Source organism: Dermatophilus congolensis, from assembly GCF_900447215.1.
Taxonomy (GTDB): Bacteria; Actinomycetota; Actinomycetes; order Actinomycetales; family Dermatophilaceae; genus Dermatophilus; species Dermatophilus congolensis_A.
The window spans coordinates 2,484,235-2,507,965 of sequence record NZ_UFYA01000001.1 but is presented as its reverse complement, the minus strand read 5'-3'; the positions used below and the strand labels follow the sequence as shown (position 1 = coordinate 2,507,965).

Sequence of the window (23,731 nt, the reverse complement as noted above, 5' to 3'; positions counted from 1 at the left end):
GACGGCGTGGGTGGCTGAGCCGATAGGGGCGTATGTCTGTGTCCCGTCTGCGTCTTGCTCGCAGGTCTTTGGGTGCTCGTGTGTCTCGAGCATTGCCGGTGGTGATGTTGTTCGTGGTGTCGTTATTGACGGCGCTGTTGTGGATGCGCGCGGTGGTGGTGTCGTGGTCGGCGGTGTCGTGGCTGTCGGCCAATGATGTTGTGACAGCACGGTCAGTGGGGTGTGTGGATGGGGTGTGTCGGGCACAGTGGCCTGGTGGTCAGATACGGGTGATTCACGATCCGGGTTTGTTTGCTCCGCAGCAGGGGAATGAGTTGTCGGTGGTGGAGCGTGGCGGGGTGTTGCATGTGGCCGGGTGGAGTGCCGTGTCAGATGCGGTGTTGTTGGTGTTTTTGGCGGTGTGTTTCACCGGGTTCATGGTCAGTTGGATACGGCGGGTATTGGAGTCGGCGCCGATCGTGGATGAGGACGTTGTGGGTGAGGTTGGTGAGGCGTAGCGGTACCTGGTTCAAGGTGGGTGGCCTCGGCCACGAACCGAGGCTACCCACCTGAGTTTTAGTTGGTGCGGGTGATGGGCGTGCTTGCGTCGGTGGGTAGCAGACCTTGGTCGGCGAATTGTCGGGCGACGGTGAGGAATGTGTCGTTGGCTTGGGGGATATCGATGGAGACGCGCACGCCTTCACCGGCGAAGGGTCGGACGGTGAGATGGGCTGCTTCGCAGGCGGCGACGAATGCTTCGGTGGCGTTGCCGAGGGGAAGCCAGACGAAGTTGGCTTCGGAGTGGGGGAATTTCCAGCCCATGTCAATCAGGGCTGCTTCTACGCGTTCGCGTTCGGCGACGATGGTATCGACACGTTCGGTGAGTTCTTCGTCGGCGGCTAGAGAGGCGACTGCAGCGTCGTGGGCGATATCGGTGACGACGAATGGCAGGCGCGTTTTGGTAAGAGTGTCTGCGGATGCGGGTGAGACGACTGCGTAGCCGATACGTAGGCCAGCAAGTCCGTAGGCCTTGCTGAAGGTACGCAGGATGATGACGTTGGGGTATTTGCGTAGGAGGGCGCTGCTGTCAATGGCGGCGGGGTCTCGGTTGAATTCGATATAGGCCTCGTCGATGGCGACGAGCACATCGGAGGGGACGCGTTCGAGGAAGTCGATGGCTTCGCGGTGGGTGATGATGGGGCCGGTGGGGTTGTTGGGGGTGCAGAGCAGGATCAGGCTGGTTTCGGGGGTGATGGCAGCGGCCATGGCTTCTAGGTCGTGGCGCCCGTCAGCTAGGAGGGGTATTTGGACGGAGCGTCCTCCGGCGAGGGCGATGAGGATGGGGTACATCTCGAAGGAGCGCCAGGCGTAGATGACTTCTTTTCCGGTTTCTACAGTGGCGGTGACGAGTTGTTGGAGTACTCCAGAGCTGCCGGCACCGGGGATGATGTGGTCGGGGCTGACGTCCCAGCGGGTGGCTAGGGCGGTGCGTAGGTCGTGCATGTCCATGCCGGGGTATCGGTTGAGGTGTGCCACGGCGTGGTTAATGACGTTGATGACAGATGGCAGCGGGGGGTAAGGGTTTTCGTTGCTGCTCATTTTGAATGCGTCGACGCCATCTGCCTGCTGAGGGGGGCGGCCGGGTTTGTAGGAGACGACTCCCTCGAGGGCGGGTCGGGTGCGCAGGCGGTGGTTGGTGGCGTCGGTCATGCGGTCAACTGTACGAGTGGTTGACCGCATGACCGGAGTGAGTTTTCGGTTTTTTTAAATCTGTCCGCTCAGATTCCCTGGAGATTGCGAGTTTGCTGGTACTACAGGGGTTTTGGAGCGGGGTGGGGAGGCTTCCGGCGGGTTGTAAGGCGGGTCGTCTTCCGCCGGCGGCGGGGGTGGCGGTGGCGGAACATTGTCCCGTGGCGGCGGGGGCGTCCAGCGGTCGTCGGGAGTTTTGTCGCGTGGCGGTCTGGGGGTCTGGGGCGAGGAAGGTGGTTTGGGCCGTGAACCTTCAGGGCGCGGCGGAGTGGGGCGACGAGTGGGGCGTCCGGGTACCGGCGGCTCGTTCGGGGCGATGATGTCGGGACGTTTTCCTTTGGGTTTATTCGTTTCTTTACCCGAGGAGGTGTTGTCGTTGTCGCTGGGGCGAGGGCTGGTGCTCACGTTGGGTGCCCGGGTGCCGGTGGAGGGCACGGAGGTGGCTGGGTCGGGGTGCAGGGTGTTCTTGTAGTGGTTTCCCCAGGAGAGGATGGCTCCTACGGTGGCTGGGTCGTTGGTGTAGTGGTAGAGGCCGCGGGCGAGTCCTTCAGCGTTGTTGAGGTCGTCTCCGCCTCGACAAATCGCGGCGGCGGCGGTGAATGCAGCGTCGTCGATGTTGTCGGGGTTGGCGGTGCCGTCGGCGTTGCCATCGTGGGCGTCGAGGTACCAGCTGCCTGGTAGGAATTGCAGTGGTCCCATGGGTCGGTCGTAGTTGCCGTCTCCGTCGAGTTTTCCGGAGTCGGTGTCAAGAACCAGGGCGGTGCCGATGCTGCGGCCATCCAGGCGTACGCCACGGATTTGGGCGACGGTGGTGCCTGCGGCGTCGTAGGTGGTTCCTGCGCCGTGGTCACTGGCGATTTTTCCGATGCCTGCGAGCATCCACCAGGAGGCGTGGCAGCGGGGGAATTCGGTGTTTGCTGCTGCTTCTGCGCGGCGGTAGGCGGCCAAGGCTCGGGGTGGGATGGGGCCAGAGTTGTTGGCGTTTTGTGGTGCGGTGATATTTCCGGCTAGGGCGCCTTGGGCGTCTTTGAGGGTTTGTTTGACTTTGCTGTCGGTGATGGACAGAGGATAGCCATATGAAGATAGAGCGACGTAGTGGGGGGTGCTACTGGCGCGGGGCATGGATCGGGGGGTTTCGGTTCGATCCGCGAATGCGGCGGCGACCAGGCCTCCTGTCACGACAACTGCGATAGCACTGGCCCCGATCGCGAGGGCTTTGCGTCGACCCCCGCGCCTGTTGGAGGTGTCGCTCTCCCCTAGCCTGGTGACTTCGTCAGACTCTTGCATTTCTTCTCCTGGCTCGATTCCGCCTGAGTTGGTTCGTCGACCACCTGTGAGGGAAGGGCGATGAGACAGCACAAAGCGGGCACCGGGGGAATCGAGCAGTCACATCCGGTGCATGGAAGTTTTTCGGGGCCAACCTACCCGCAGGTGGCGGTTTGACGGAACCCTGGTCCCAGTTCGCCTGTGCGCTGGGCAAGTCAATATCGAGATTGACGGCGTATCTTCTCGGATATTGGAATACGCGGTGGAGGTAGCGTCGCTGCTACAAGCGTTTCTGAGACATCCCTGAGCCTATTCAGGTCACCTTGAGGAGGCGGAAGCTGTGGGAGCTGGGAAGGGAAGTTGATCCTTCTCACAGACAGGCAGTTTCGCGTGGTCAGGTTCTGTCCAGTCGATGGTGGGTTCCCCTGGACCAGGGGTCCACGTCGGGCTGGCAGTGGGGTTGGGACGGCAAGTTGGCATGGGCGTGGTGGGGGCGCTGGGCGTAGTGGTGGAGGTGGGGTTGGGGCTAGTTGGTGTGGTGGAAGTGGGAGCTGGTTGGGTAGGCCTCGCCGTGGTGGGTGTGGGCGTGGTAGGTGTTGGCTTGGGCCGTGTTGTGGCTGGCGGGCGCGGCGTGGTGGGTGTGGTGATAGGTGTGGTGGGCTTCTTGGTAGGTGTGCTGGGTTTGCTGGTGGCAGTGGGTTTGGTGCTCGTGGGAGAAGCTGTGGCTGTGGGGGCGGGGTGAGTTTCCGAAGCGGTGGTGTCTGTGGTTTTGCTTGGTACTGCGTGGACTTCACGCGGTGGCGTGACTGGGACGCGGCCATCTCGGTAGGCCATGGCTCCGGCGATGACGTCTTGAACGTATTGGCTTGAGTTGTTGTAGCGCAGAATGGCTTTAGCGAGGTCGGTGCTGTTAGTCATTTTTCCGCCGCCGCCGCATAGATACAGGGCGGCGCTGGCAGCAGCGTCGTCAACTTGGGAGGGGTTTGCGGTTCCGTCTGCGTTGCCGTCTGTGCCGGCACCTGCGTTCCAGGTGCCGGGGATGAATTGCATGGGGCCAACTGCTCGGTCGAAGAGTGTGTCGCCGTCGAGGGCACCGTGGTCGGTGTCGTTGATGCGGGCGATTCCTGGGGTTTGGCCGTCTAAGCGTGGGCCGAGAATTCGGGTTCGGGTGACTCCGTTGGCGTCGACGTCGCCGTTAGATGCGTGTCCGGATTCGACACGGCCGATTCCGGCGAGGAGCCACCAGGGCATTTTGCAGGAAGGTGCGCGTTTAGCAGCGAGGTATTCGCCCCGTTTGTAGGCCAGGACCATGCGTGCGGGGATGGTGCCGTTCACGGGGGCAGCGGTGACTTTGCTTGCTGGGGGCACGGCTGCGGCGGAGGCAGTCTTCATCGCAGCTTGGATGAGTTGTGCTGCTTCTACGGGGGTGAGGGGATGCCCGCTGGGGGTGGTGGCCGGTGAGGTAGAGGTGGCCGGGGATGTGGCTGGCGGTGGAGTGGTGGTGGCTGCTCCGACGCTGAGCACGCCAGTGGTGACGATGCCCGCTGCGGCGAGCCCTGCTACTACTCCGCTGATGTGCCCGCGGGTGAGTTTGATGATTTTGGTGTTGGGTGTGGCTGGGGTGCTGGTTTCGTTGAGGTTGTGATCGCTGGTGGTTTTCGCGTGATGTGCGTCCGCGGCACGGTCCTCGTGGTTTTTTCGGTTACGTGCGAATCCGCCCAACATCAGCTGTGTCAGCCCCTCACGACTTGTCCCTGGTGGTTTTCACCATTCAACGGGGTGAGGGCGTTTGAGTCCCGTATTGTCGTATCCAACTCGCATATAAATTGCGGGGTGTCTTTTCAGGATGTCGTGTCTGTGGCGGCTCTATGTGGTTGGCGTGGGCAAATGCAGTTTCATAGCGCGAGCTGTGTGGGTGGTGGGTTGTATTTAAGGCCGGTGGTGCTCGGGGGCTTGTTGAAGAAGTTTTCTGGGCCAAAAAAGGGGGGGGATCCATGGATTCCATGGATCCCCCCCCTTTTTTGGCTGGTTATCCGCGTTGAGTGAGAGCGATATCTACGGCTTTCCAGTCGATGCCTTCGGGAGCGAGGTCAAGAACGCTAGCGAGCAGTCCTAGGCGGGCTGCTTTCACTGCTGGATCCTGGGCCATGACGAGGATGTCGTCGAAGAATGTTGCCGCTGTTGTGACGAGTGTTCCTGCGGAGTGCACGAAATCCGTGAGCGAGGAGCTGGCGGGGCAGTCTCCGGCGCTCTGGAGGGATTGGACCTCGTTAGCGAGGGCTTTTTCAGCGGGTTCGTTCAGGTGGTCGTGGTCAATCCCGGCGTTGGTTCCGGCGGGGATGATACGCACGATGCGCACCATGGTTGCGACCACGTCAGCGAACTCGTGACTGGTGCTATCGGAGTTCATGAGCTCGGTGATCTGGTTGAGGAGTACAGCGGCTCGTCCGGGTGCATTCGCGGCGGGCAGGATCGCGGTGATGACCTCAGCGGGGATACCTTCATCGCGGAGCAGTTGTGCGTAACGGCCGATTGTGAAGTCCAGCGCGGCTTGGTCGGCACCGTCAACAGGTTCGATTCCTTGTTCGCGTAGCCGTTCCAGCGCAGCTGCTAGGCCGTCGGCAATGGTGATTCCGGCAAGCGGGGTACCTGCTGCCTCGCGCAGAATGCGAACCACGCCGAGTGCGGCGCGGCGTAGTCCGTAGGGGTCTGAGGAACCGGTGGGCTTGGCTCCGACGGCAAACATGGCTGCCAGCAGATCAAACCTATCCCCCAGGGCCAGCAGGCTTCCGGGCAGGGTAGCCGGTACTGGGTCCGCGGAGGTGTGCGGCTCTTCCATTTCAGCCAGGGCAGTCGCTACAGCCTCGGTTTCGCCTTTAATGCGGGCATATTCGCGGGCAACGAACCCAGCTAGTGAGCTCATTTCGACAACCATTTTGCTGGCGAGGTCGAATTTGGCAAGTGTTCCTGCGCGGGTGAGGGTGTCTCGTTCAGTGTCAGCGAGTTCCAGACGTGTGCTCAGCGCGGTGGCCACATCGGCGATGCGGCGGGCGCGCATACCTACCGAGCCGAGGCGGTTCTCGAAGGTGAGTTTTTCTAGGCCGGGGATGAATGATTCGAGAGTGTCTTCGGCTAGATCGCTGTTCCAGAAGAATAGGGCGTCCTCGTAGCGGGCACGGATGACGGATTCGTTTCCGGCGCGGACGACATTGTCATCGCATAAACCGTTGGCGATGGTGACGAAGTGGGGTTTGAGGGTGCCGTCGGGTCCGTAGACAGGCAGGTAGCGCTGGTGTTTGCGCATGACGGTGACGAGTACCTTCTCGGGTAGGTCTAGATAGCGCTCGTCAAAGTGCCCGAGGACGCCGTGGGGGTCTTCGACAAGGTTGGTGATTTCGTCGACGAGTTCGGCGTAGGTATCGAAGTCGATGGTTCCGCCGACTTCGGCGGCAAGGGCGGTGGCTTGTTCGATGATGGCGTCGCGGCGCGCTTGGGTGGATAGCTCGATGTGCCCGGCGCAGATGGTGCTGGTAAGTGCGTTCGCGTCGGGGATGTCGACCCATCCGACGGCAGCTCCGTCTGCGCGGCGGCCGGTGAAGGCGGTGCTTGCGGTGGTGCGTTGCAGGTAGGTGCGCCGTCCGGAGTGCACGTTGGAGACGTCGACGGGTACGACGCTCGATCCCCAGAGCGCTACAAGCCAGCGGATGGCGCGGGAGAACGACAGGTTGGGGTCGTTCCAGCGCATGTTCTTTTCAGCGCGGAGGGATTCGATGGTTTCGGTGATGATTTCGCTGGCGACCTCAAGTACACCCCGGCCAGCGATTTTCACAGCGACGGCGGCGTGGTCGTTGCCGCCGATGCTGGCTTTGATGATCTGTTCTTCAGTGACTCCTTGACCGCGCATAAAGCCTTGCAGTGCGCGGGTGGGGTTTGCCTCGGCGTCGAACGCAGCACTCCACTTGGGGCCTTTGCGTAGTTGTTCGGCGTCGGGTTCAACGGCGGCGAGGTCGTTGATGATGGCAACGATGCGGCGGGGGGTGCCTTCAACGGTGATGTCGCCGTGGCTCAGGCGAGTGGCGGCGAGTTTTGTGGTGAGAGCTTCACGGACCGCGTCGATGGTTTGGGGAAGAACGTGCGGGGGTAGTTCTTCGACACCTATTTCCACAGCGAGGGTTTGAGGCGTGGATGGCAGGGTGGTGGTGTCGAGGGGTTCGCGGGTGAATTCGCTGCGTGGGGTTTCACGCATGAGCGGTAGGCCGAGTTCTTCACGGCGTTCGATCCATAGGGCCGCGGTGTCGCGCATAAGACGACGCATGGTGCCGAAGGCTTTGGCTCGTTCGGTGGTGGAGATTGCTCCGCGAGAGTCTTGGATATTGAAGGCGTGGCTGGATTTGAGCACGTACTGGTGTGCCGGGACGGGAAGGCGCGCGTCGATCATGCGCTGGGCTTCGGCGACGTAATGCTCATAGAGGGCGTGGTTAGCCTCAACGTCTGCTTCGTCGATGTAGTAGCGGCTCATTTCGTATTCCTGTTGGAGGAATACGTCCGCGTAGGTGATGTGTTCGCCGTTGGGTTTGATGGCGTAGACGATGTCTTTGAAGTCGGTGACGCCTTGTTGGGCCATGATGATGCGTTCCATCCCGTAGGTGAGTTCGACAGGGATGGGGTCCAGGGTTTGGCCACCTACTTGCTGAAAGTAGGTGAATTGTGTGATTTCCATTCCGTCAAGCCAGACTTCCCACCCAAGTCCCCAGGCTCCGATGGCAGGTTGGGCCCAGTTGTCTTCGACGAAGCGCACGTCGTGGGCGTCCAGGTCGATGCCGATAGCTTCGAGGCTGCCGAGGTAGAGCTCTTGGGGGTCGCCTGGTTCGGGTTTGAGGATGACTTGATATTGGGTGTGGGTTTGGAGACGGTTGGGGTTTTCGCCGTAGCGGGAGTCGTCGGGGCGCACTGACGGTTCGACGTATGCGACGTCCCAGGGTTCGGGGCCAAGTACACGTAGAACGGTGGCGGCATTCATGGTTCCGGCACCGACCTCGGTGTTATTTGGCTGCCATGTAAGGCAGCCTTTCTCGGTCCAGTATTCGTTGAGCTTGATGAGGGCGTCTTGCATCGTCAGCACGCCGCTCAGCCTACCGACCTCCGGGCGTACTGCGGTGGCCACGCTGTGCGTGGTGTGCAGTCGTGTTTGTGGGCGTGTCTATTGCGTGCGGTGTGGGGTGGGGGGGCGAACGTGGTTGATGCAACGTTGCTGAGTGAGGAGTTCACTGATGAAGGTTTTGCTTCCTGTGGAATACACCGGTCCCGCGCCGATTTTCCCAGCTGGTTCTGGGGTGGAGGTGGTGCGGTATTCCGGATCTGGTGGGGTGCCGCCGCAGCATCGTGATGCGCAGGTGTTGGTGGTGTGGGGTCAGGGGGCACAGCTGTTGGCAGATGCTGCGGCCACCATGACCGATCTTCAGTTGGTGCAGGCATTAGCGGCTGGTCCGGATGCGGTGTTGGCTGCGGGATTTGGGGAGGATGTGACGGTTTGTGCCGGGGTTGGTCTGCATGATCGTCCGGTGGCCGAGCATGCTCTTGCGCTGGTTTTGGCGTTGCTGCGGCAGTTGCCGCAAGCGTGGGTGAGCCAGGAGCGTTGTGAGTGGAATGACGACATTGGTGGCGTGCAGACGATGCGTCGTGAAGACGGTCGGGCAACCACGCTGATTGGTGCGCGGGTGACGGTGTGGGGGTTTGGCAGCATTGGTCAGACGTTGGCGCCGGTGTTGCGGGCGTTGGGTGCAGAGGTGACGGGGGTTGCGCGTTCTGCTGGTGAGCGTGCGGGTTTTCCGGTGGTGACCTCGGATGAGTTCGCGTCGGTGTTGCCGCGTACTGATGTGCTGGTGATGGTGTTGCCGCATTCTGCTTCGACAGTGAAGGCGTTGGATGCGGGGGTGATTGATTTGTTGCCTGATACGGCGTTGGTGGTGAATGTGGGGCGTGGGTCGACGGTGGATGAGGATGCGTTGGTGGCGGCGTTGCGTCAGGGGCGTTTGGGGGGTGCGGCGTTGGATGTTGCTTCGGTGGAGCCGTTGCCATCGCATTCACCGCTGTGGAGTGCGCCGAATGTGTTTATTACGCCGCATGCTGCTGGTGGGCGGCCGTTGGGCGCGGATGAGTTGATTGTGCAGAACGTGATGGCGCTGCGTCAGGGGCGTCCGTTGCGGAATGTGTGCCATACGCCCAGTGGCATGTAGATCTTGCGAACTTCTAGGGGATTGGCCGGTCTTGGGCGAGTTGGTTAGAGGTGTTGTCGGCGCGGCGCTCGTGCTGGTCTTCCCGTGGGGCACGGATCGGGGACAATGGTTTACATGTGCCCCAGCTTTTCCTCTTTTGGATCGTTCAGCCGTGACCAGTCGCGTTCATCGTCGCTGGTGGGAGGTCGGGATTCTCGGCCTCGGTTCATGGGTGAGCCTGTGAATAAGCTGCCGGATCCTCTGGTGGAGGTGCGGCGAGGTAAGCGGTTGCGGATCACGGTGCGTGGGGAGAGCGTGCTGCACGAGCCTGCTGCTGACGTCACTGATTTTGGGTCTAAGGAGTTGCGCGAACTGGTCAATGACATGTTCGCGACGATGGAGTGCGCTAACGGGGTGGGGTTGGCTGCCACGCAGGTTGGTGTGGGGTTGCGGCTGTTTGTGTATGACTGCCCGGACGCGTATGAGGTGCGGCATGTGGGTCACATGTGCAACCCGACTTACACGGTGCTGGATGAGGACGAGACGGTGACAGACAAAGAGGGTTGTTTGTCTGTTCCGGGTGCGTTTGCTGAGTTGACGCGTCCTACGCGGGTGCGTGCAGATGGTTTCGATATTCGGGGTAACCCGATTCATCTGGAGGGTGTGGGGCTGTTTGCTCGCTGCCTGCAGCATGAGATCGACCATTTGAACGGCATTTTGTATGTCGATCACTTGGATGAAGATGCGTTGCAGGGTGCTCTGGCCGAAAGTGATGAGAAACGTCACGAGACGTGGCAGGAGTGGGACGAAAATGCTGAGGATCTGGGCAAGTCGACGGGTCCTGAAGTGCAGTCCGCTAACCCGCCTGCTACTGCTTGATCGTGGTGGGCCGCTACGGGAAGCTGAGGCGGCCTGTCATTTCTTTTCCTTGATGGGGGCTAGGGGTGTCTGCCAAATGCCCGCGTGGTCGAGAAGGGGCACTGTGCTGTCGTGGTTCTGTGTTCGCCTCGGACGGCCGATTCTTGACCGCCGCCGTCTTCTTCTGCCGCAGTCGGTCAGTTCAGGTTAAAAGTGGCCCTCGACTGGGCTAGCTCTGGAATCTGGGTTACCGACGCCTGGCGCATTCTTCGTCTATGGCTGATTCGATCTCGGAGCGAAGGTCGTTGTGCTGGGGGCCGAGCCCGCAGGTTTCGATGTTGATCCGGCGGAACTGCGCTCATGCCCTAGCCGCTATAGCGAGGGTCTTTCCCGGCGGTGGCGAATCCTTGCAGGGTTTTTGGCATGTTTTCGGCAGTGATTGTGGCGCCAGCGAGCTGGCGGCGGATGGTGTAGAGCGGCCGGGTCGGGTCAACGGGTTTGTCTTGAAGTTGATAAGCCGCCCGATATCCGGCTTTTTTCACTAGGTCGGCGCCGTCAGCGTCCCAGACTCCATAGGGGTAGGCGAGGTCGAGAACAGGTTTCCCGGTGATTTTTTCCAGTGTTTGTCTGGGGCCGAGAAGTTGTTGTTGCAGCTGGGCTTGGGTGAATTGGTCGACGCGGTGGTGGTCCCAGGTGTGGGCGCCGATGGTCATTCCGGCGTCGGCCATTTCTTTGATGTTGGCTTTGGTGACCCATCCGTTGTTGCCGATAACGACGGTCATGATGAAGAAGGTGCCGGTCATGCCTTTTTCTTTGAGGATGCGGAAGGCGTGTGCGTGTTGGTTGTCTTTGCCGTCATCGAAAGTGAGCATCACTGGTTTGGGTGGTAGCGGGGCACCTGTCGTGATGTGTTGGTGGTATTGGTCGCCAGAAATGGTGGTGTAGCCAGCGTTTTTGATGGCGTCTAGTTGTGCGGAGAACCTGTCTGGGGGAAGCACGAGGATGCTGCGTGTGTACTCGGTGTCTTCGCTGGTCCAGTCACGGATCTGGTGGTAGCACAGGACGGGAACGATGGTTCGGGCTGCCATTTGGGCAGGTGTACCGGGGGTGTTTGTTGGGTTTTGTGTGGAAGAGGAGTCGTTGTGGCCTTTTGTGCCTTGGTCTGCGGTTTTGTTGTTTGTTCCGCAGGCGCTTAGGCATGCCAGACCAGTTAGTCCTAAGGCCCCGCTGATCACTGCGCGGCGGGTGAGCGTAGGCGTGTCGTTGAGGGGGGTCTCCATCGTGAATCACCTGTTCCCGTGTCATCGTCTATACACGGGAAGGGTATGCATGCAACGTTAGCGGATGCCGTAGCGCCGCTATCGACGCGCCGAGCCCTTTGCTCAGGAGGCGTTGTCTTCCTTCGCTTTTTCAGCAGAAGTCTCAGAGGCGTGGTCACGCTCAATCTCATGGTCATAGTGCCCGTAAGCACCCCGGATGGCAGCCCAATACCAGAACGGCATGATGATGATCTCTGCTAGAGCCATCGACCAGGCCGCACCGAACGCTCCCCAAAAGTATGTTCCCGGAATGAGCATCGCCAGCAAAAGCGGGGCTTTAAGCACATTGATGCGGAAGGTGCGGCGGGCTAGCCCCATACCCAGCAGCAGCGCACCTGCCCCGGAGGTGAAGCTCGCTACAACAGAAAGGACACCCATAGGCAGGATCACTTCGCGGGTGCCATCCCAGGTTTCGTTCAAGAGGGCTAAGCCCACATCGTGCGGGATAAGCAGCAAAACAGTCACGTAGAACGCTGAAAGAAGGCCTGTCCCGATGGACAGCGCCCACATTCCGCGCATGCGGGCTTTGGGTCCCATCTCTGCGCGACGAGAAATCTCCGGCACAGCAAATGCGAGCGCAGCCTGGCCCAGAACATTGAGTGGGCCGCGCAGGGTGTCTACACCACGGATTGATCCGGAGTCGCGGGTGCTGCCTAAAACGGGGATGAGTAGCTGCCCTAGCTGTGCTGCGCCGAGTCCGAGGACATACATGCCGAAGAGGTACTTGACCAGGTCACGTTTGTCGCGGAACCAGTCGCCGGTGGCGCTGAGTCGAGGCCAGCTACGCAGAAGCAACGCGCCGACGATGGCTGACAGAACTCCAGCTACTCCCCAGCTGAGGGTGAGGATGCCAACTTCGGTCCAGCCGAGGGCAACGAGAGCGAAGAGGAATCCGAACTGCAGGACCGCTTTGATGACGTCGATGAGGGCAGCCAAGTGGGGTTGCCCGTTGGCGAAGAACGCCATCCTGAAGTTGTCCTGCACCATAAGGGCGGGTAGGCATGGCGCCAGTGCGAGGAGTACGTGACCGACTGCCCCTCCGATGCCGAGCCCGGCCAGCAGGCAGATAGCTGAGCCGAGCAGCCCCATCGCGAGAGTGGCTCCGTTGGCGCGGGCGGTTGCTTCTCGGAACTGTTCGATGCTGTCTGCGCTGTGATGAATTTGCAGGGGTTGCCCGGAGGCAGACTTCGCTACTGCTACTCCGATGCCGTAGATAAGGAAACCGATGGCGAAGGCACCAAAAGATTCGTCACCGACGTGGCGCGCCACCACGATGCTCAGGAACATGTTGGCCAGTGAGTAGATCCCCTGGTCAATCAGATTCCAGCTTGCACGCGTTGCTAGTTTGCGCACCTATACCGTCCATTCCCCCGCTGGTGAGTGGGTCTTCACCAGCGCGCTCCCCCCGCGTAGCCTGGTGATAACGACCCCATTCATACCGCCGTAAGACACAAGGATCATGTTCGGGCGGCTAGCTGCTCGCATCTCGTGAGCAGCGTATTGGATTCTAGTGAGGCCGCCGGGCAGTGGTCTATCCCCGATGCACCCACATAAAGATATGGGGGCCTGAATGCGCCGGAATTGTCTGCCACAGCAACCGCGCACAAAGTTGGGCTGGCCGCGAGCGGCTAGGTGGGGCGTGATGAACCATAAGAAAGGGAATGTGGATGCTCGAGTACCGCACTGCTGCCGAGATCGAGGCGATGTGTCCAGCTGGTGAGTTCGTTGCCGCGACATTGGCGACGCTAGCCGCCGAAGTGCGAGTGGGAGACAACCTGCTCGACATTGATGCACGTGCACACGAACTGGTTAAAGAGCGGGGCGCGCAGAGCTGTTACTTGGACTATCACCCCAGCTTCGGTGGTTCGAAGTTCGGTCACGTGATCTGTCTGTCGGTCAACGACGCTGTCCTCCATGGGCGCCCCCGGAACCAGGTCCTTCAAGACGGAGATTTGTTGAGCCTGGACTTCGCGGTATCTGTCGATGGCTGGGTGGCTGACTCGGCACGCTCGATCATTGTGGGAACCCCCCGCGAAGAAGACCAACGACTCATCGCCACCACCGAAGAAGCTCTCTGCCGCGCGATTGACAAAGCACGTGTGGGCAACAAACTCGGTGACATCTCCGCAGCTATCGGGGAGTACTCCCGCTCGCAGGGGTACAGCGTGAACACCCAGTTCGGAGGACATGGGGTAGGCCGAACCATGCACGGAGAACCGCACGTGCCCAACGATGGCCGCCCCGGCCGCGGATTGAAATTGCGCCCCGGTCTGGTCATCGCGATTGAACCGTGGCTAATGGCCACAACCCACGAGATCTACACCGACCCAGAAGACACCTGGACTTTGCGAAGCAAAGACGGCTCCCGCGGCGCCCATTCTGAACACACCATCGCCATCACAGAAGAAGGCCCGATCGTGCTGACAGCACGACCTGATGGCGTCTAATCACCCCATCAACACGTGTGAGGCCCGGCTCACTCGGTTCCCCCACCGAGCTAAGCCGGGCCGTCACGTTCCCCTCCCAGTAGAACCAGTGACGCGATCCCCCTTACGTCACTGACTCACATCAACACGAACGACTTCGCTTCCCCGTAGCCGCGCCCGCGCTGACACTCTCTACATCGGCACTGCCGTCGAAGTGTTACACCCGTCCAAGAAAAAATTTCACTAATTTTCGGACGTACAGTGGGGACTACCCCGCCCATCCACACGCAGGAGCCGCGCCGCAATGATCGCAGCCCTCGAAATCATCTCCATCATCACCGCCTGCCTGGCTGGCCTGGCCCTCCTGCTGGCTATTCCACCTGCCATTCCCCGCCCTATCGGCCTGGCAATAACCGCTATCTGCACCCTCGTGGTCTTTGCTGGTGTCATCGTCGACATCATCGCCCTCATCACCGGCGAAGCCCACCACATCCCCAGCATCGCAACGCACATCAGTTACCTCATTAGCACCCCTTTGATCGTTCCCGCTGGCTTCGCCCTCACCTACAAAAAACTCGACCGCTGGGGACTGGTGATCATCGGCGTCGCCACCCTCATCGCCACCTTCATGCTCATCCGCCAAGTTCAAACCCTCGGAATCCCATTCGGCTATCTCAACGTGAGTCACTGATGAACACCACCGAAACCACCTCCGGCCCCGGACGCCTCTTCACCCTCATCTATGGCGTCTTTGCCGTTGGCGCCACCTCACGCGCCGTCTACCAACTAGCTACTAACGCCGCCCAAGCACCATTGGCCTACACTCTCTCGGCACTGTCGGCCACCATCTACGTCATCGCGCTGGTGCTTCTCCTGCGCTGGGGGCACCCCGGCTCCCGCGCCGCGCTGCGCACCATATGCCTCATCGAGCTAGCGGGCGTGCTCATCATCGGCACCCTGAGCATCCTCCAACCCCAGCTCTTTCCTCGCGCCACCGTTTGGTCTTACTACGGCATCGGATACCTACTCCTACCTCTCATCCTGCCCATTCTTGTGCTGCGCTGGCTGCAGCGCACCGCTTCCCCACGCAACACACCCTGACCTACCAGCAGACCCCCGCCCAAACCACCAATCCACACCTAAGATCGGGCCATGACAGCGATCACGCCTCCCGGACTACAGCACGCACGCCAAAAAATGCAGGACGCCGGAGCCAGCCCCGCAGCGATCGCCACATTCGAGTCCTACTACCATCAACTCGCTTCCGGCAGCACCGGACTCATCCCCGAAGAAAGCATCACCCCTATCTGGGAACTGCCCACCCTCGCCGAGAGGAGCACCGACCCCGAAGCCGACGCTGCCGCCCTGAAAAAAACCGTCATCATCAAACTCAACGGCGGCTTAGGCACCTCCATGGGTTTAGACAAAGCCAAAACATTGCTTCCTGTGCGTGAGGGTATGAACTTCCTCGACATCATCGTCGACCAAGTCACCAAAGCCCGCGCAGCCTACGCAGCACCCCTCCCCCTGCTGTTCATGAACAGCTTCAACACCCAAACCGATACCCTCCAGGCCCTGAAAAAATATCCTCACCTGGCCGTCGAGAACCTACCTATTGACTTCCTGCAGTCCCAAGAACCCAAACTCCACGCCAACACCCTTGAACCAGTCAGCTGGCCCACCGACCCCGCCCTCGAATGGTGCCCACCTGGCCACGGCGACCTCTACCCCTCACTACTAGACACCGGTATCCTCGAACAACTCATCGAAGCCGGATACGAATACGCCAACGTCTCCAACGCAGACAACCTCGGGGCCGCACCCAACGCCCAACTAGCAGGCTGGTTCGCCTCCACCGGCTCAGCCTTCGCCATGGAAGTGTGCAAACGCACCCAAATGGACCGCAAAGGCGGCCACCTCGCCCAACGCCTCAGCGACAACCGGCTCGTCCTACGCGAAGTCGCCCAAACCCTGCCCGAAGACCTCGATGACTTCCAAGACATCACCAAGCACGCCTACTTCAACACCAACACCCTCTGGCTCCACCTACCTGCACTTCTGCGCACCCTCCAACACAAAAACGGCGCCATCGGCCTGCCTATGATCGCCAACCGAAAAACGGTCGACCCCAAAGACGCCACCACCACCCCCGTCATCCAAATCGAATCTGCCATGGGCGCAGCCATCGAAATCTTTGACGACGCCACCGCCATCGAAGTCCCCCGGTCCCGTTTCCTTCCAGTCAAAACCACCAACGAGCTCCTGCTCATCCGTTCCGACGTCTACCACCGAGACGCACACGGACACCTGGTCATGACCGCCGATACCGCCCCCACCATCACCCTGGACCCCAACCACTACAAGAAAATCGCTGATTTCGAAGCACGGTTCCCCGCCGGACCGCCTTCCCTATGCCAGGCAGAATCCCTCACCATTGAAGGTGACTGGACATTCGAAAACGACATCGTCATCACCGGAACAACCACCCTGACCGCCACTGAACACGACGGAGCTAGAACCGTTCCTGCCGGAACGCACCTGCCATGAAAAACATCGCACTGCCAAAACCCCTCATCTACACCCTGCTCACCACTGGCGTCACGCTTGGAGGCATCAGCCTCGCCATGGCCGGATCCAGCTTGTGGATCTATCGAGCCTCCCAATGGCGTGTTTTCTCCGCCCACCAACTCGGCATCACAACCGACCGCACCAACAGCGAGGGCCTACACCCAGCCACCGTCATGGTTCTCGGCGCCCAGGCATATCCCGAAGGGCGCCCCAGCCCGTTCCTGGCTGCCCGCCTGGATGTTGCTCTACAACTGTGGAACGCCAACCTCGCCGAACGCATCCTCGTCACCGGCGACGGCAACTCCGGGGGACTGGGCGAAACCACCACCATGGCCAACTACTTACGCGAACACGGAATCCCTGCAGACAAAATCGACCACGACCCCATCGGCATCAACACCTACGCCTCCATGCGTAACGCCGCTGAAGCTGGAATCACCCAGATGTACGTCGTCTCACAACGCTTCCACCTACCTCGCGCTGTGGCCCTAGCCCGCGCCGCCGGCATTGACGCCATCGGCATCGCTGACGACACCACCAACACCTCACCTGAATGGGCCGAAGGCGAAATCCGTGAGCTCTTCGCCGGAATCAAAGCCGCCACCTGCACCCTGAGCGACCTCACCGTGGGACAGATACACCGCCGCTAACCACCCAACACATCCACGTAGGGTGCAACGCAGCAACCAATCATTACCCCTACGAAAAGAGGCCTCCATGACCGCGCCCGCCAACGACTACGAACCCAGCGCCTGGGACAACATCATTGCCCAGAACCCCAACCACTCCATCTGGTACCGCGACCGTTGGCGCACCATGAGCGCCAACGGTGAAGACATCTTCGGCGAAGCCCGACTCATCGACGCCATGGCTACCCGAGGCTGCCGCATCCTGGACGCCGGATGTGGCAGCGGACGCGTCGGCGGCTACCTGGCCCAACACGGGCACACCATAGTTGGCGTCGACGGCGACCCTGTCCTCATCGAGGCAGCGCGCCAGGATTACCCCCAAGCCACCTGGATCACCGAAAACCTCGCAGCCCTCGACCTGCCCGCGCATGAGATCACTGACCCATTCGACCTGATCGTGTGCGCTGGCAACGTCATGACCTTCCTAGCCCCCAGCACTCGCCAGCGCGTACTCACCCGCTTGGCCGCACACCTGACACCCGCTGGACGAGCGGTCATCGGATTCGGCGCAGGACGCGGATACGAGTTCGACGAATTCTTCCAGGACGCAGCCCAAGCAGGGCTGACCCCATCCCTGAACCTGGCCAGCTGGGATCTCCAACCGTACGAAAACGGAAACTTCCTCGTGTCAGTACTACGCCGCTACTAAAAACCAACGCCGCTACCCCACCCAGCGCACAGGTCAACGGCGAGGTGGCACGTAGTCCTGGGGGCTATGGCCAATAACCGGCATCGAATGCCCACCCATCACGCCAGGACGCCAGTCCTGGCGTGGCATACATACCCACATAATCGGATACAGCACCGCTGGGCTTCCTGGCACCACCACCATGCCCGCAAACACCAACACCCGCATCAATTTCACGTCCATACCAAACTTGCCTGCCAGGCCAGCACACACTCCACCCAGCCAGCCACGGTCCGTGTCGCGGACCAAACCCATCTTGTATAGCGACCTACGCACACTTTGCACAGCAGACTCCTTCAGCCAGAACACAATCCATGCGAGGCCATAGCCACGCCCACACCCCCATCATGCCCCCGTTCCTCACCAGGAAAGAAGCTTTCTGACACCAAAAAAACCAACCCATCACAGATCACTCATTTACCCGATCTTGACCACCAAGGAAGCCACGCCTCAGCCCCGTGGGACACACGACGAGTAGGCTCACTCACAGAGTGACCGCAACTATCGTTCCAGCGGCCGCGACCCAACCCAGGTCGCGAGCAAACCACTGGTCTAACGAGATTGCTGTTAGCTTCGCCCATCGTCGAAGTGCTCGAGGTCCAGACAACGGGCCGCAGCGGTAGCAACACCGGAATAGGGGACCGGTTCACACGGGCGTGACGTTCCAGCGAAGCCCACCCTGCCCATGTCCGCTGCTGCCCCGCGAGGTCATCGTGCGTATACGCAATCCTCTCATCGCGACTGCCGACGCCGAATGCCTCATCAGACTCGCGCGCCTGCACGTCCTGATGCGAGACGCCTACCGCTCCGACCCCACCATCACCCAGCTGAAGCTCGAAGGCCTGGACGCACTACGCCTCGACGCCGTCAGCACTCTCACCAAACTCGAACGCAGCAACCGATACGACAACCACTGCCCCACCACAGGAACCGAACGGCCCCCCACCGGCCCCACAAGCAGCACCGCACTCCCCGGAACCACAGGTGTGCAGCTCGCAGAACGGCTACGCACCGCCTTGAACGTCCTCGCTGAACACGAGTCGGTCACAATCTGCCGCCGCGTACTGCTTGACCTCCTCTTCTCCATCGACGTCCCCCAACACCACCACTGGGCCCGCCGAAGCGAACTACTCATCTCAGACATAGCCGGACTACTGGACCTCAACATCTCCAGCACCGACCTGACCCGCCTCGTCCGCTCCCACCGAAATATCCAACGCACCCTGTGGCAAACCACCCGACACAGCGGAATCGAGGCAACCCCCCGCGCCCAAGGCGATCCCCACGAAGCTCTCGCCGAAGCAATGTCCAACGCCATGTGCGTGCGCTACGAATCCGGGCTCATCGCCGCCATAGCCCTCATGCGCTCCCACGAAAACCGCGGCCCCCTATCCATCGCCGGAGGGGCACTCTTCGACAGCCTCGAGTCAGGAACCCAACCAAGCATCGACAAATACATCGGCACCGCAGTGGCACGCACCAGCCTCACCGCACTCGTCCACCACCTCGCAACCTGCGAAATCGTCGCCACCGACGACCTCGACGTACGCCATGCACTCCCAACCCTGCTACGCGGCCTACGCGCCGACATGCTCGCAGCGCAAGCCCGAGACGACGCCGAAAGCCGTGCCCTGGCCGCCGCAGCACGCATCGTGCAAGAAGCACGAAACCGCCTCGAAGGAACGCCCCGATAAACCCCCGCACAAGCAGCCAGCACCTACTGACCTGCCTGCATCACCAGCCCTCTGGAGACGACCCGCGCTAAAGGTTGGCTTGCACCATCTTCAACGCCGCACAAACTCCCGTGTAGGCTCAAGTCACATCCCTGTTCGCGAAGACGAGTTCGAGAACGACCGACACCCTGCCCGGGGTACCGGCACGTAACGAGCTCTGGTGTTTGCGTGGACCGGGTCCGCGGAATCGCCACACGGATCACCGACATGCGACGACGTTCTCGCTCGTCCCGGTGTCGGCAGCGCTACGGGGGCCACAGGCCCAGAGGCCGGACCAGCTCCGTCCCCTGCTGCTTCGGCAAGGGTGTTCCACGACAACACCCTACAGATCGCCCCCCCGTGTGCTTCCTTCGTGGCTTACCGACCCAGACTCGAGAGAGGGCAGCAAGTGGATATCCCCGCCATCGTGTGGGAGGGAACGATCGCTCTGATCGTCGCGCTCCTGGCGTATGACTTCTTCTTCCACATCCGGAAGGCACACATACCAACACTCAAAGAAGCCGCGATCTGGTCGGCTCTCTATGTGGGCATCGCCGTCGCATTCGGAGCAGCGGTATGGGTAATCGGCGGCGCCGAAATGGGCGGGGAATGGTTCGCCGGATACATCACCGAGAAAGCGTTGAGCGTCGACAACCTCTTCGTCTTCCTCATCATCATGAGCAGCTTCAAAGTGCCCAGGGCAGACCAACAAAAAGTTCTGCTCTTCGGCATCGTCTTCGCGCTCTTGGCCCGCAGCGCATTCATCTTCGTCGGCGCCGCAGTCATCAACGCCTTCGCTGCCGTGTTTTACATCTTCGGTGCCATCCTCATCTGGACCGCGTTCGGCATGGTTAAAAGCGAACTCAGCGGTGAAGAAGAAGACCCTACCGAAGAAGCTGACAACATCATCGTCCGCATCGCACGTAAGATCTTCCACACCACCGACTACTACGACGGCGACCGCATGACCACGATGGTGGACGGAAAACGCCACCTCACTCCCATGCTGCTGGTCATGGTCGCCATCGGTGGCACGGACCTACTCTTTGCTTTGGACTCAATCCCGGCGATCTTCGGCCTAACCCAAAACGTCTTCAACGTTTTCACGGCAACCGCCTTCTCCCTCATGGGGCTGCGCCAGCTTTACTTCCTCATCGATGGGCTCCTGGACCGACTCATCTACCTCAGCTGGGGCCTTTCCACGATCTTGTTCTTCATCGGAGTCAAGCTGATCTTGCACGCCATGCACGAGAACAACCTGCCATGGCTCAACAACGGCGAACCCATCCATGTACCTGAGGTAGGCATCGGCCTATCTCTAAGCGTCATCATCGGCGTTCTAGCGATCACGGTCATTGCTTCCCTCTTGTCCCCCAAGGGCAAAGCGGTCTCCTTGATCAACAACACCAACCGCCACGCCATGACCTACATCGACCTGGACAGCGATGTCGACGCCGAATACCGCGAAGAGACCTACCAGAAAATGCTCGTCGAAGAGCGCAGCCTGCGCAGCATCGATGACCGCTTCAAACACCTGGTAGAAGAGCACAAAGAACTCGAAAAACACCTCGCCGAGGCACATGCCCTCCACGCCAAGCACGGCTAATCCGGAGCTGGTTACCTCAAGCAACAACGTCAGGGGCTTGGTCATAACGCATCATTTGTTATGGCCAAGCCCCTGACGTTGTTTGTCGTAAAACTATTTACACATTCTGTTGCGGCCCACGCCCCGCCGATGCAGCATCAGGCACCGCAATCGCCTCTCGCACATCACCGACCAGCTCTTCCAGCACGTCCTCCAACGCAATTACCGCGCCCTGAGAGCCCGCCGGAACCCCCTCCTCCCCGGTCAGCACTGCCAAATGCACTTGGCTACGCTGCATACGCCTGACTACCTCGCGCAAACCCATGTCCGCTGGAATCGAGGGCAACGGGCTCAGGTACCGCGGCACTGCTGGCTGCGAGGCATCCGGGGCACCCAATACATCTTTGACGTGCACGTAACCGATGTACATGCCCTTGCCCCCCACCACCGGAAAGCGACTGAATCCTGTCTGGGCAGCCAACTGCTCCAGCTCTAAAATCGACACTGAATCCGGGACTGTCCTCAACGAGTCAGCAGGCAATGCCACATCCGAGGCCACGCCCGTTTCGAAGTCAAGGGCATGTGCCAGCAGCGCCGTCTCATCTTCATCCAGAACGCCTTCGCGCCCTGACTCTTCAATGAAAGACCGCACCTGATCCCGATCGAAGGCCGCCGTCACCTCATTCTTAGGCTCTACCCGCATCAGTTTCAGCGCCACATTCGCCGTCGCATTCATCAACCACAAAAACGGTCGAGCGAGGAAGTCAAAAAAGTACATGAAAGGTCCCAGCACCAACGAGGCCCTCAAGGGCCCCGCCAATGCAATGTTCTTGGGGACCATCTCTGCCAACACCATGTGCAGGTAGATAACGATGACCAAAGACAACACCAACGCTGCCGGTCCTACCAGCCACGCTGGCGCCCCCATGAATGCAAACGGAGCCGCCATGAGGTGATGCAGTGCAGGTTCACCTACTGCACCAATTGCCAACGACGAGGCTGTAATACCCAGCTGGGTGCCGGCAATCGCGACGTTGACGTCTTTAACCACCTTCATGGTGATTCGCGCCGACCATTTACCTTCGTGGACTAGTGGCTCTAGCTGGTCGCGGCGAACTGAAACCAGTGCAAACTCTGCAGCCACAAAGATCGCGTTAAACACGAGAAACACCAGCATGATCGCCAGCGCGGCACCTTCGTTCATCGTGCACCACCCTCAACGTCGTTAGCCGTATTCTCGGACTCCACAGACGAGTCGCCATGACCAAGCTCAGATACGCGCGGATCTTCGTCGAAGCGGTGCACGATCATCCGATCCACGCGATGGCCATCCAGGCTCACCACCGTCAGTCTGATCCACGCAGGCACGGCTCGTTCTTTGTCATCAAGACGTTGTGGGTCTTTCACTTCAAGAACGGTCTGGTCTCCTGGCTCTGGGATCCGATCCAGCTGCTCCACTACGAGCCCAGCCATCGTGTCGGTGTCTTCACCCTCGGGGATTTCTAGGCCAATAATTGCTGAGGCTTCATCTGGCCTGAGCAATCCAGAAATCATCCATCCGCCGTCATTGGTGCGCCGGTATCTGCGCACATATTGGTCGTGTTCGTCTCGAATCTCGCCAACGATTTCTTCGACGAGATCTTCCAAAGTCACCAGACCTGCGGTACCGCCATATTCATCAATCACGATTGCTGCTTGCAGCCCAGGCTCACGCAATTCACGCATGAGCGGATCCAGCGTCATCGTTTCGGCAACTACGTACGGTGCAACCATGAATTCTTCGACGCGACGCTGCGCGCGCATCTGGATGGGTACTCCCAATGTGGCTTTGTAGTGAACGATGCCCACAATGTCATCGACGTCATCACCTTGGACGGGGAATCTGGAGTGTCCTGATTCGATAACAAGGGCGATCAGCTCTTCCACTGTGGTTTCTCGTTCCACGAAGTTCACACGTGGGCGCGGAACCATCACTTCAGCGGCTGTGCGGTCACCGAATTCAATTGACCGCGCCACCAGCTCTGCTGTGGCTTTATCGAGTGTGCCTTCTTCGCCTGAGTACTGCACCAGTGCAGTCAATTCTGCGGGGCTACGAGCTTGATCTAATTCGCTTGCGGGTTCCATACCTAACGCGCGCACCACTCGTTCGGCGGCTCGATCAAAAAAACGAACCAACCAACCAAACAAACGCATGTACCAAGCCTGCGGATAAGCAACCAAACGGGCTACGCGGTTTGGTTCAGCAATCGCCCAACTTTTAGGAACTAGTTCCCCGAAAGCCATCTGAGTAAAAGTGGCAATAATGAAGGCTCCGGATACGGATACAGCCATCGACACCGAGGCCGGAAGGGCTGTTGCATTCAGGGCAGCAGCCAGAAGCTGACCTACAGAAGGCTCAGCCACATATCCAGTAATCAGGCTGCAGGCTGTGATACCTAACTGAGCTCCCGACAACTGTTCGGACAACTTACCCAGACCGCGCTCGACTTGTTGCGCCGTCGGATCTCCTTCAGCCGCAGCTTTTTGCACTCGAGATCGGTCAACGGTGATATATGAAAACTCCACCGCAACGAACAATGCATTCGCAGCAATCAACAAAATCAAAATACCGAGGAGGAACCATGCAGAGGTCATCGGCCACCCTCACCGTGGTGAGCCCCCACGGTTGTTATCGGTG

20 protein-coding genes are annotated in these 23,731 nt (G+C 60.2%); 11 read left to right on the top strand and 9 right to left on the bottom strand.

Annotated elements, in window-relative coordinates:
- Nucleotides 1–32: 32 nt before the first annotated feature.
- A complete protein-coding gene (locus DXZ77_RS11940; protein WP_147279289.1) occupies nt 33–497 on the top strand; it encodes a phage holin family protein in 465 nt (154 codons plus the stop codon).
- A gap of 58 nt (nt 498–555) precedes the next feature.
- Here the strand turns inward: DXZ77_RS11940 and hisC are convergent, their stop codons facing one another.
- The 4 genes from hisC to DXZ77_RS10965 form a co-directional block, all read right to left on the bottom strand.
- A complete protein-coding gene (gene hisC / locus DXZ77_RS10980) occupies nt 556–1,689 on the bottom strand; it encodes a histidinol-phosphate transaminase (protein WP_115032911.1) in 1,134 nt (377 codons plus the stop codon).
- 54 nt (nt 1,690–1,743) lie between these two features.
- Nucleotides 1,744–3,015 (bottom strand): lysozyme family protein, encoded by a 1,272-nt coding sequence (locus DXZ77_RS10975; protein WP_115032169.1) that lies wholly within the window; start codon nt 3,013–3,015, stop codon nt 1,744–1,746.
- Between the two features lie 297 nt (nt 3,016–3,312).
- Nucleotides 3,313–4,719, bottom strand: a complete 1,407-nt coding sequence (locus DXZ77_RS10970; protein ID WP_115032167.1) for a lytic transglycosylase domain-containing protein — start codon at nt 4,717–4,719, stop codon at nt 3,313–3,315.
- Nucleotides 4,720–5,023: 304 nt separating this feature from the next.
- The gene (locus tag DXZ77_RS10965; protein WP_258553333.1) at nt 5,024–8,107 is read right to left on the bottom strand and encodes a glycine--tRNA ligase; all 3,084 of its coding nucleotides are present in this window, start codon (nt 8,105–8,107) and stop codon (nt 5,024–5,026) included.
- A gap of 157 nt (nt 8,108–8,264) precedes the next feature.
- Here DXZ77_RS10965 and DXZ77_RS10960 point away from each other — a divergent pair, with 157 nt between their 5' ends.
- Together DXZ77_RS10960 and def are read left to right on the top strand one after the other, a co-directional pair.
- Nucleotides 8,265–9,230 (top strand): NAD(P)-dependent oxidoreductase, encoded by a 966-nt coding sequence (locus tag DXZ77_RS10960; protein ID WP_115032163.1) that lies wholly within the window; start codon nt 8,265–8,267, stop codon nt 9,228–9,230.
- Between the two features lie 219 nt (nt 9,231–9,449).
- Nucleotides 9,450–10,088, top strand: a complete 639-nt coding sequence (def, locus tag DXZ77_RS10955) for a peptide deformylase (RefSeq protein WP_258553281.1) — start codon at nt 9,450–9,452, stop codon at nt 10,086–10,088.
- A gap of 344 nt (nt 10,089–10,432) precedes the next feature.
- On the opposite strand, the gene DXZ77_RS10950 is transcribed toward def, so the two are convergent.
- Both DXZ77_RS10950 and DXZ77_RS10945 read right to left on the bottom strand, forming a co-directional pair.
- On the bottom strand, nt 10,433–11,347 hold the full coding sequence (locus DXZ77_RS10950) for a polysaccharide deacetylase family protein (protein ID WP_115032161.1): 915 nt from the start codon (nt 11,345–11,347) through the stop codon (nt 10,433–10,435).
- Nucleotides 11,348–11,449: 102 nt separating this feature from the next.
- Nucleotides 11,450–12,673: an MATE family efflux transporter gene (locus DXZ77_RS10945; RefSeq protein ID WP_147279288.1), complete on the bottom strand. Its 1,224-nt coding sequence runs from the start codon at nt 12,671–12,673 to the stop codon at nt 11,450–11,452.
- 380 nt (nt 12,674–13,053) lie between these two features.
- Here DXZ77_RS10945 and map point away from each other — a divergent pair, with 380 nt between their 5' ends.
- From map to DXZ77_RS10915, 6 genes are all read left to right on the top strand, one after another.
- Complete coding sequence (gene map, locus DXZ77_RS10940; RefSeq protein WP_115032909.1) at nt 13,054–13,833, top strand: type I methionyl aminopeptidase; 780 nt, start codon at nt 13,054–13,056, stop codon at nt 13,831–13,833.
- Nucleotides 13,834–14,116: 283 nt separating this feature from the next.
- Nucleotides 14,117–14,503 carry a hypothetical protein gene (locus tag DXZ77_RS10935; protein ID WP_115032147.1) on the top strand — a complete coding sequence of 129 codons (387 nt, stop codon included), beginning with the start codon at nt 14,117–14,119 and terminating at the stop codon, nt 14,501–14,503.
- Complete coding sequence (locus DXZ77_RS10930; RefSeq protein ID WP_115032145.1) at nt 14,503–14,913, top strand: hypothetical protein; 411 nt, start codon at nt 14,503–14,505, stop codon at nt 14,911–14,913. Before DXZ77_RS10935 ends, DXZ77_RS10930 begins: the two co-directional genes overlap by 1 nt.
- Nucleotides 14,914–14,964: 51 nt before the next feature.
- Complete coding sequence (locus tag DXZ77_RS10925) at nt 14,965–16,359, top strand: UTP--glucose-1-phosphate uridylyltransferase (RefSeq protein WP_258553280.1); 1,395 nt, start codon at nt 14,965–14,967, stop codon at nt 16,357–16,359.
- Complete coding sequence (locus DXZ77_RS10920; protein WP_115032144.1) at nt 16,356–17,030, top strand: SanA/YdcF family protein; 675 nt, start codon at nt 16,356–16,358, stop codon at nt 17,028–17,030. Before DXZ77_RS10925 ends, DXZ77_RS10920 begins: the two co-directional genes overlap by 4 nt.
- A 67-nt stretch (nt 17,031–17,097) precedes the next feature.
- Nucleotides 17,098–17,718, top strand: coding sequence for a class I SAM-dependent methyltransferase (locus tag DXZ77_RS10915; RefSeq protein WP_115032142.1), 621 nt, complete (start codon nt 17,098–17,100; stop codon nt 17,716–17,718).
- A gap of 33 nt (nt 17,719–17,751) precedes the next feature.
- On the opposite strand, the gene DXZ77_RS10910 is transcribed toward DXZ77_RS10915, so the two are convergent.
- Nucleotides 17,752–18,042 carry a PspC domain-containing protein gene (locus DXZ77_RS10910; protein WP_258553279.1) on the bottom strand — a complete coding sequence of 97 codons (291 nt, stop codon included), beginning with the start codon at nt 18,040–18,042 and terminating at the stop codon, nt 17,752–17,754.
- A gap of 428 nt (nt 18,043–18,470) precedes the next feature.
- Between DXZ77_RS10910 and DXZ77_RS10905 the strand changes: the two genes are divergently transcribed.
- Nucleotides 18,471–19,451, top strand: coding sequence for a hypothetical protein (locus tag DXZ77_RS10905; RefSeq protein WP_115032140.1), 981 nt, complete (start codon nt 18,471–18,473; stop codon nt 19,449–19,451).
- 427 nt (nt 19,452–19,878) lie between these two features.
- Nucleotides 19,879–21,075, top strand: a complete 1,197-nt coding sequence (locus DXZ77_RS10900) for a TerC family protein (RefSeq protein ID WP_115032138.1) — start codon at nt 19,879–19,881, stop codon at nt 21,073–21,075.
- A gap of 97 nt (nt 21,076–21,172) precedes the next feature.
- Here DXZ77_RS10900 and DXZ77_RS10895 read toward each other — a convergent pair whose 3' ends face one another.
- Nucleotides 21,173–22,258 carry a hemolysin family protein gene (locus tag DXZ77_RS10895; RefSeq protein ID WP_115032136.1) on the bottom strand — a complete coding sequence of 362 codons (1,086 nt, stop codon included), beginning with the start codon at nt 22,256–22,258 and terminating at the stop codon, nt 21,173–21,175.
- Nucleotides 22,255–23,688 (bottom strand): hemolysin family protein, encoded by a 1,434-nt coding sequence (locus DXZ77_RS10890; protein ID WP_115032134.1) that lies wholly within the window; start codon nt 23,686–23,688, stop codon nt 22,255–22,257. Before DXZ77_RS10890 ends, DXZ77_RS10895 begins: the two co-directional genes overlap by 4 nt.
- Between the last annotated feature and the right edge of the window lie 43 nt (nt 23,689–23,731).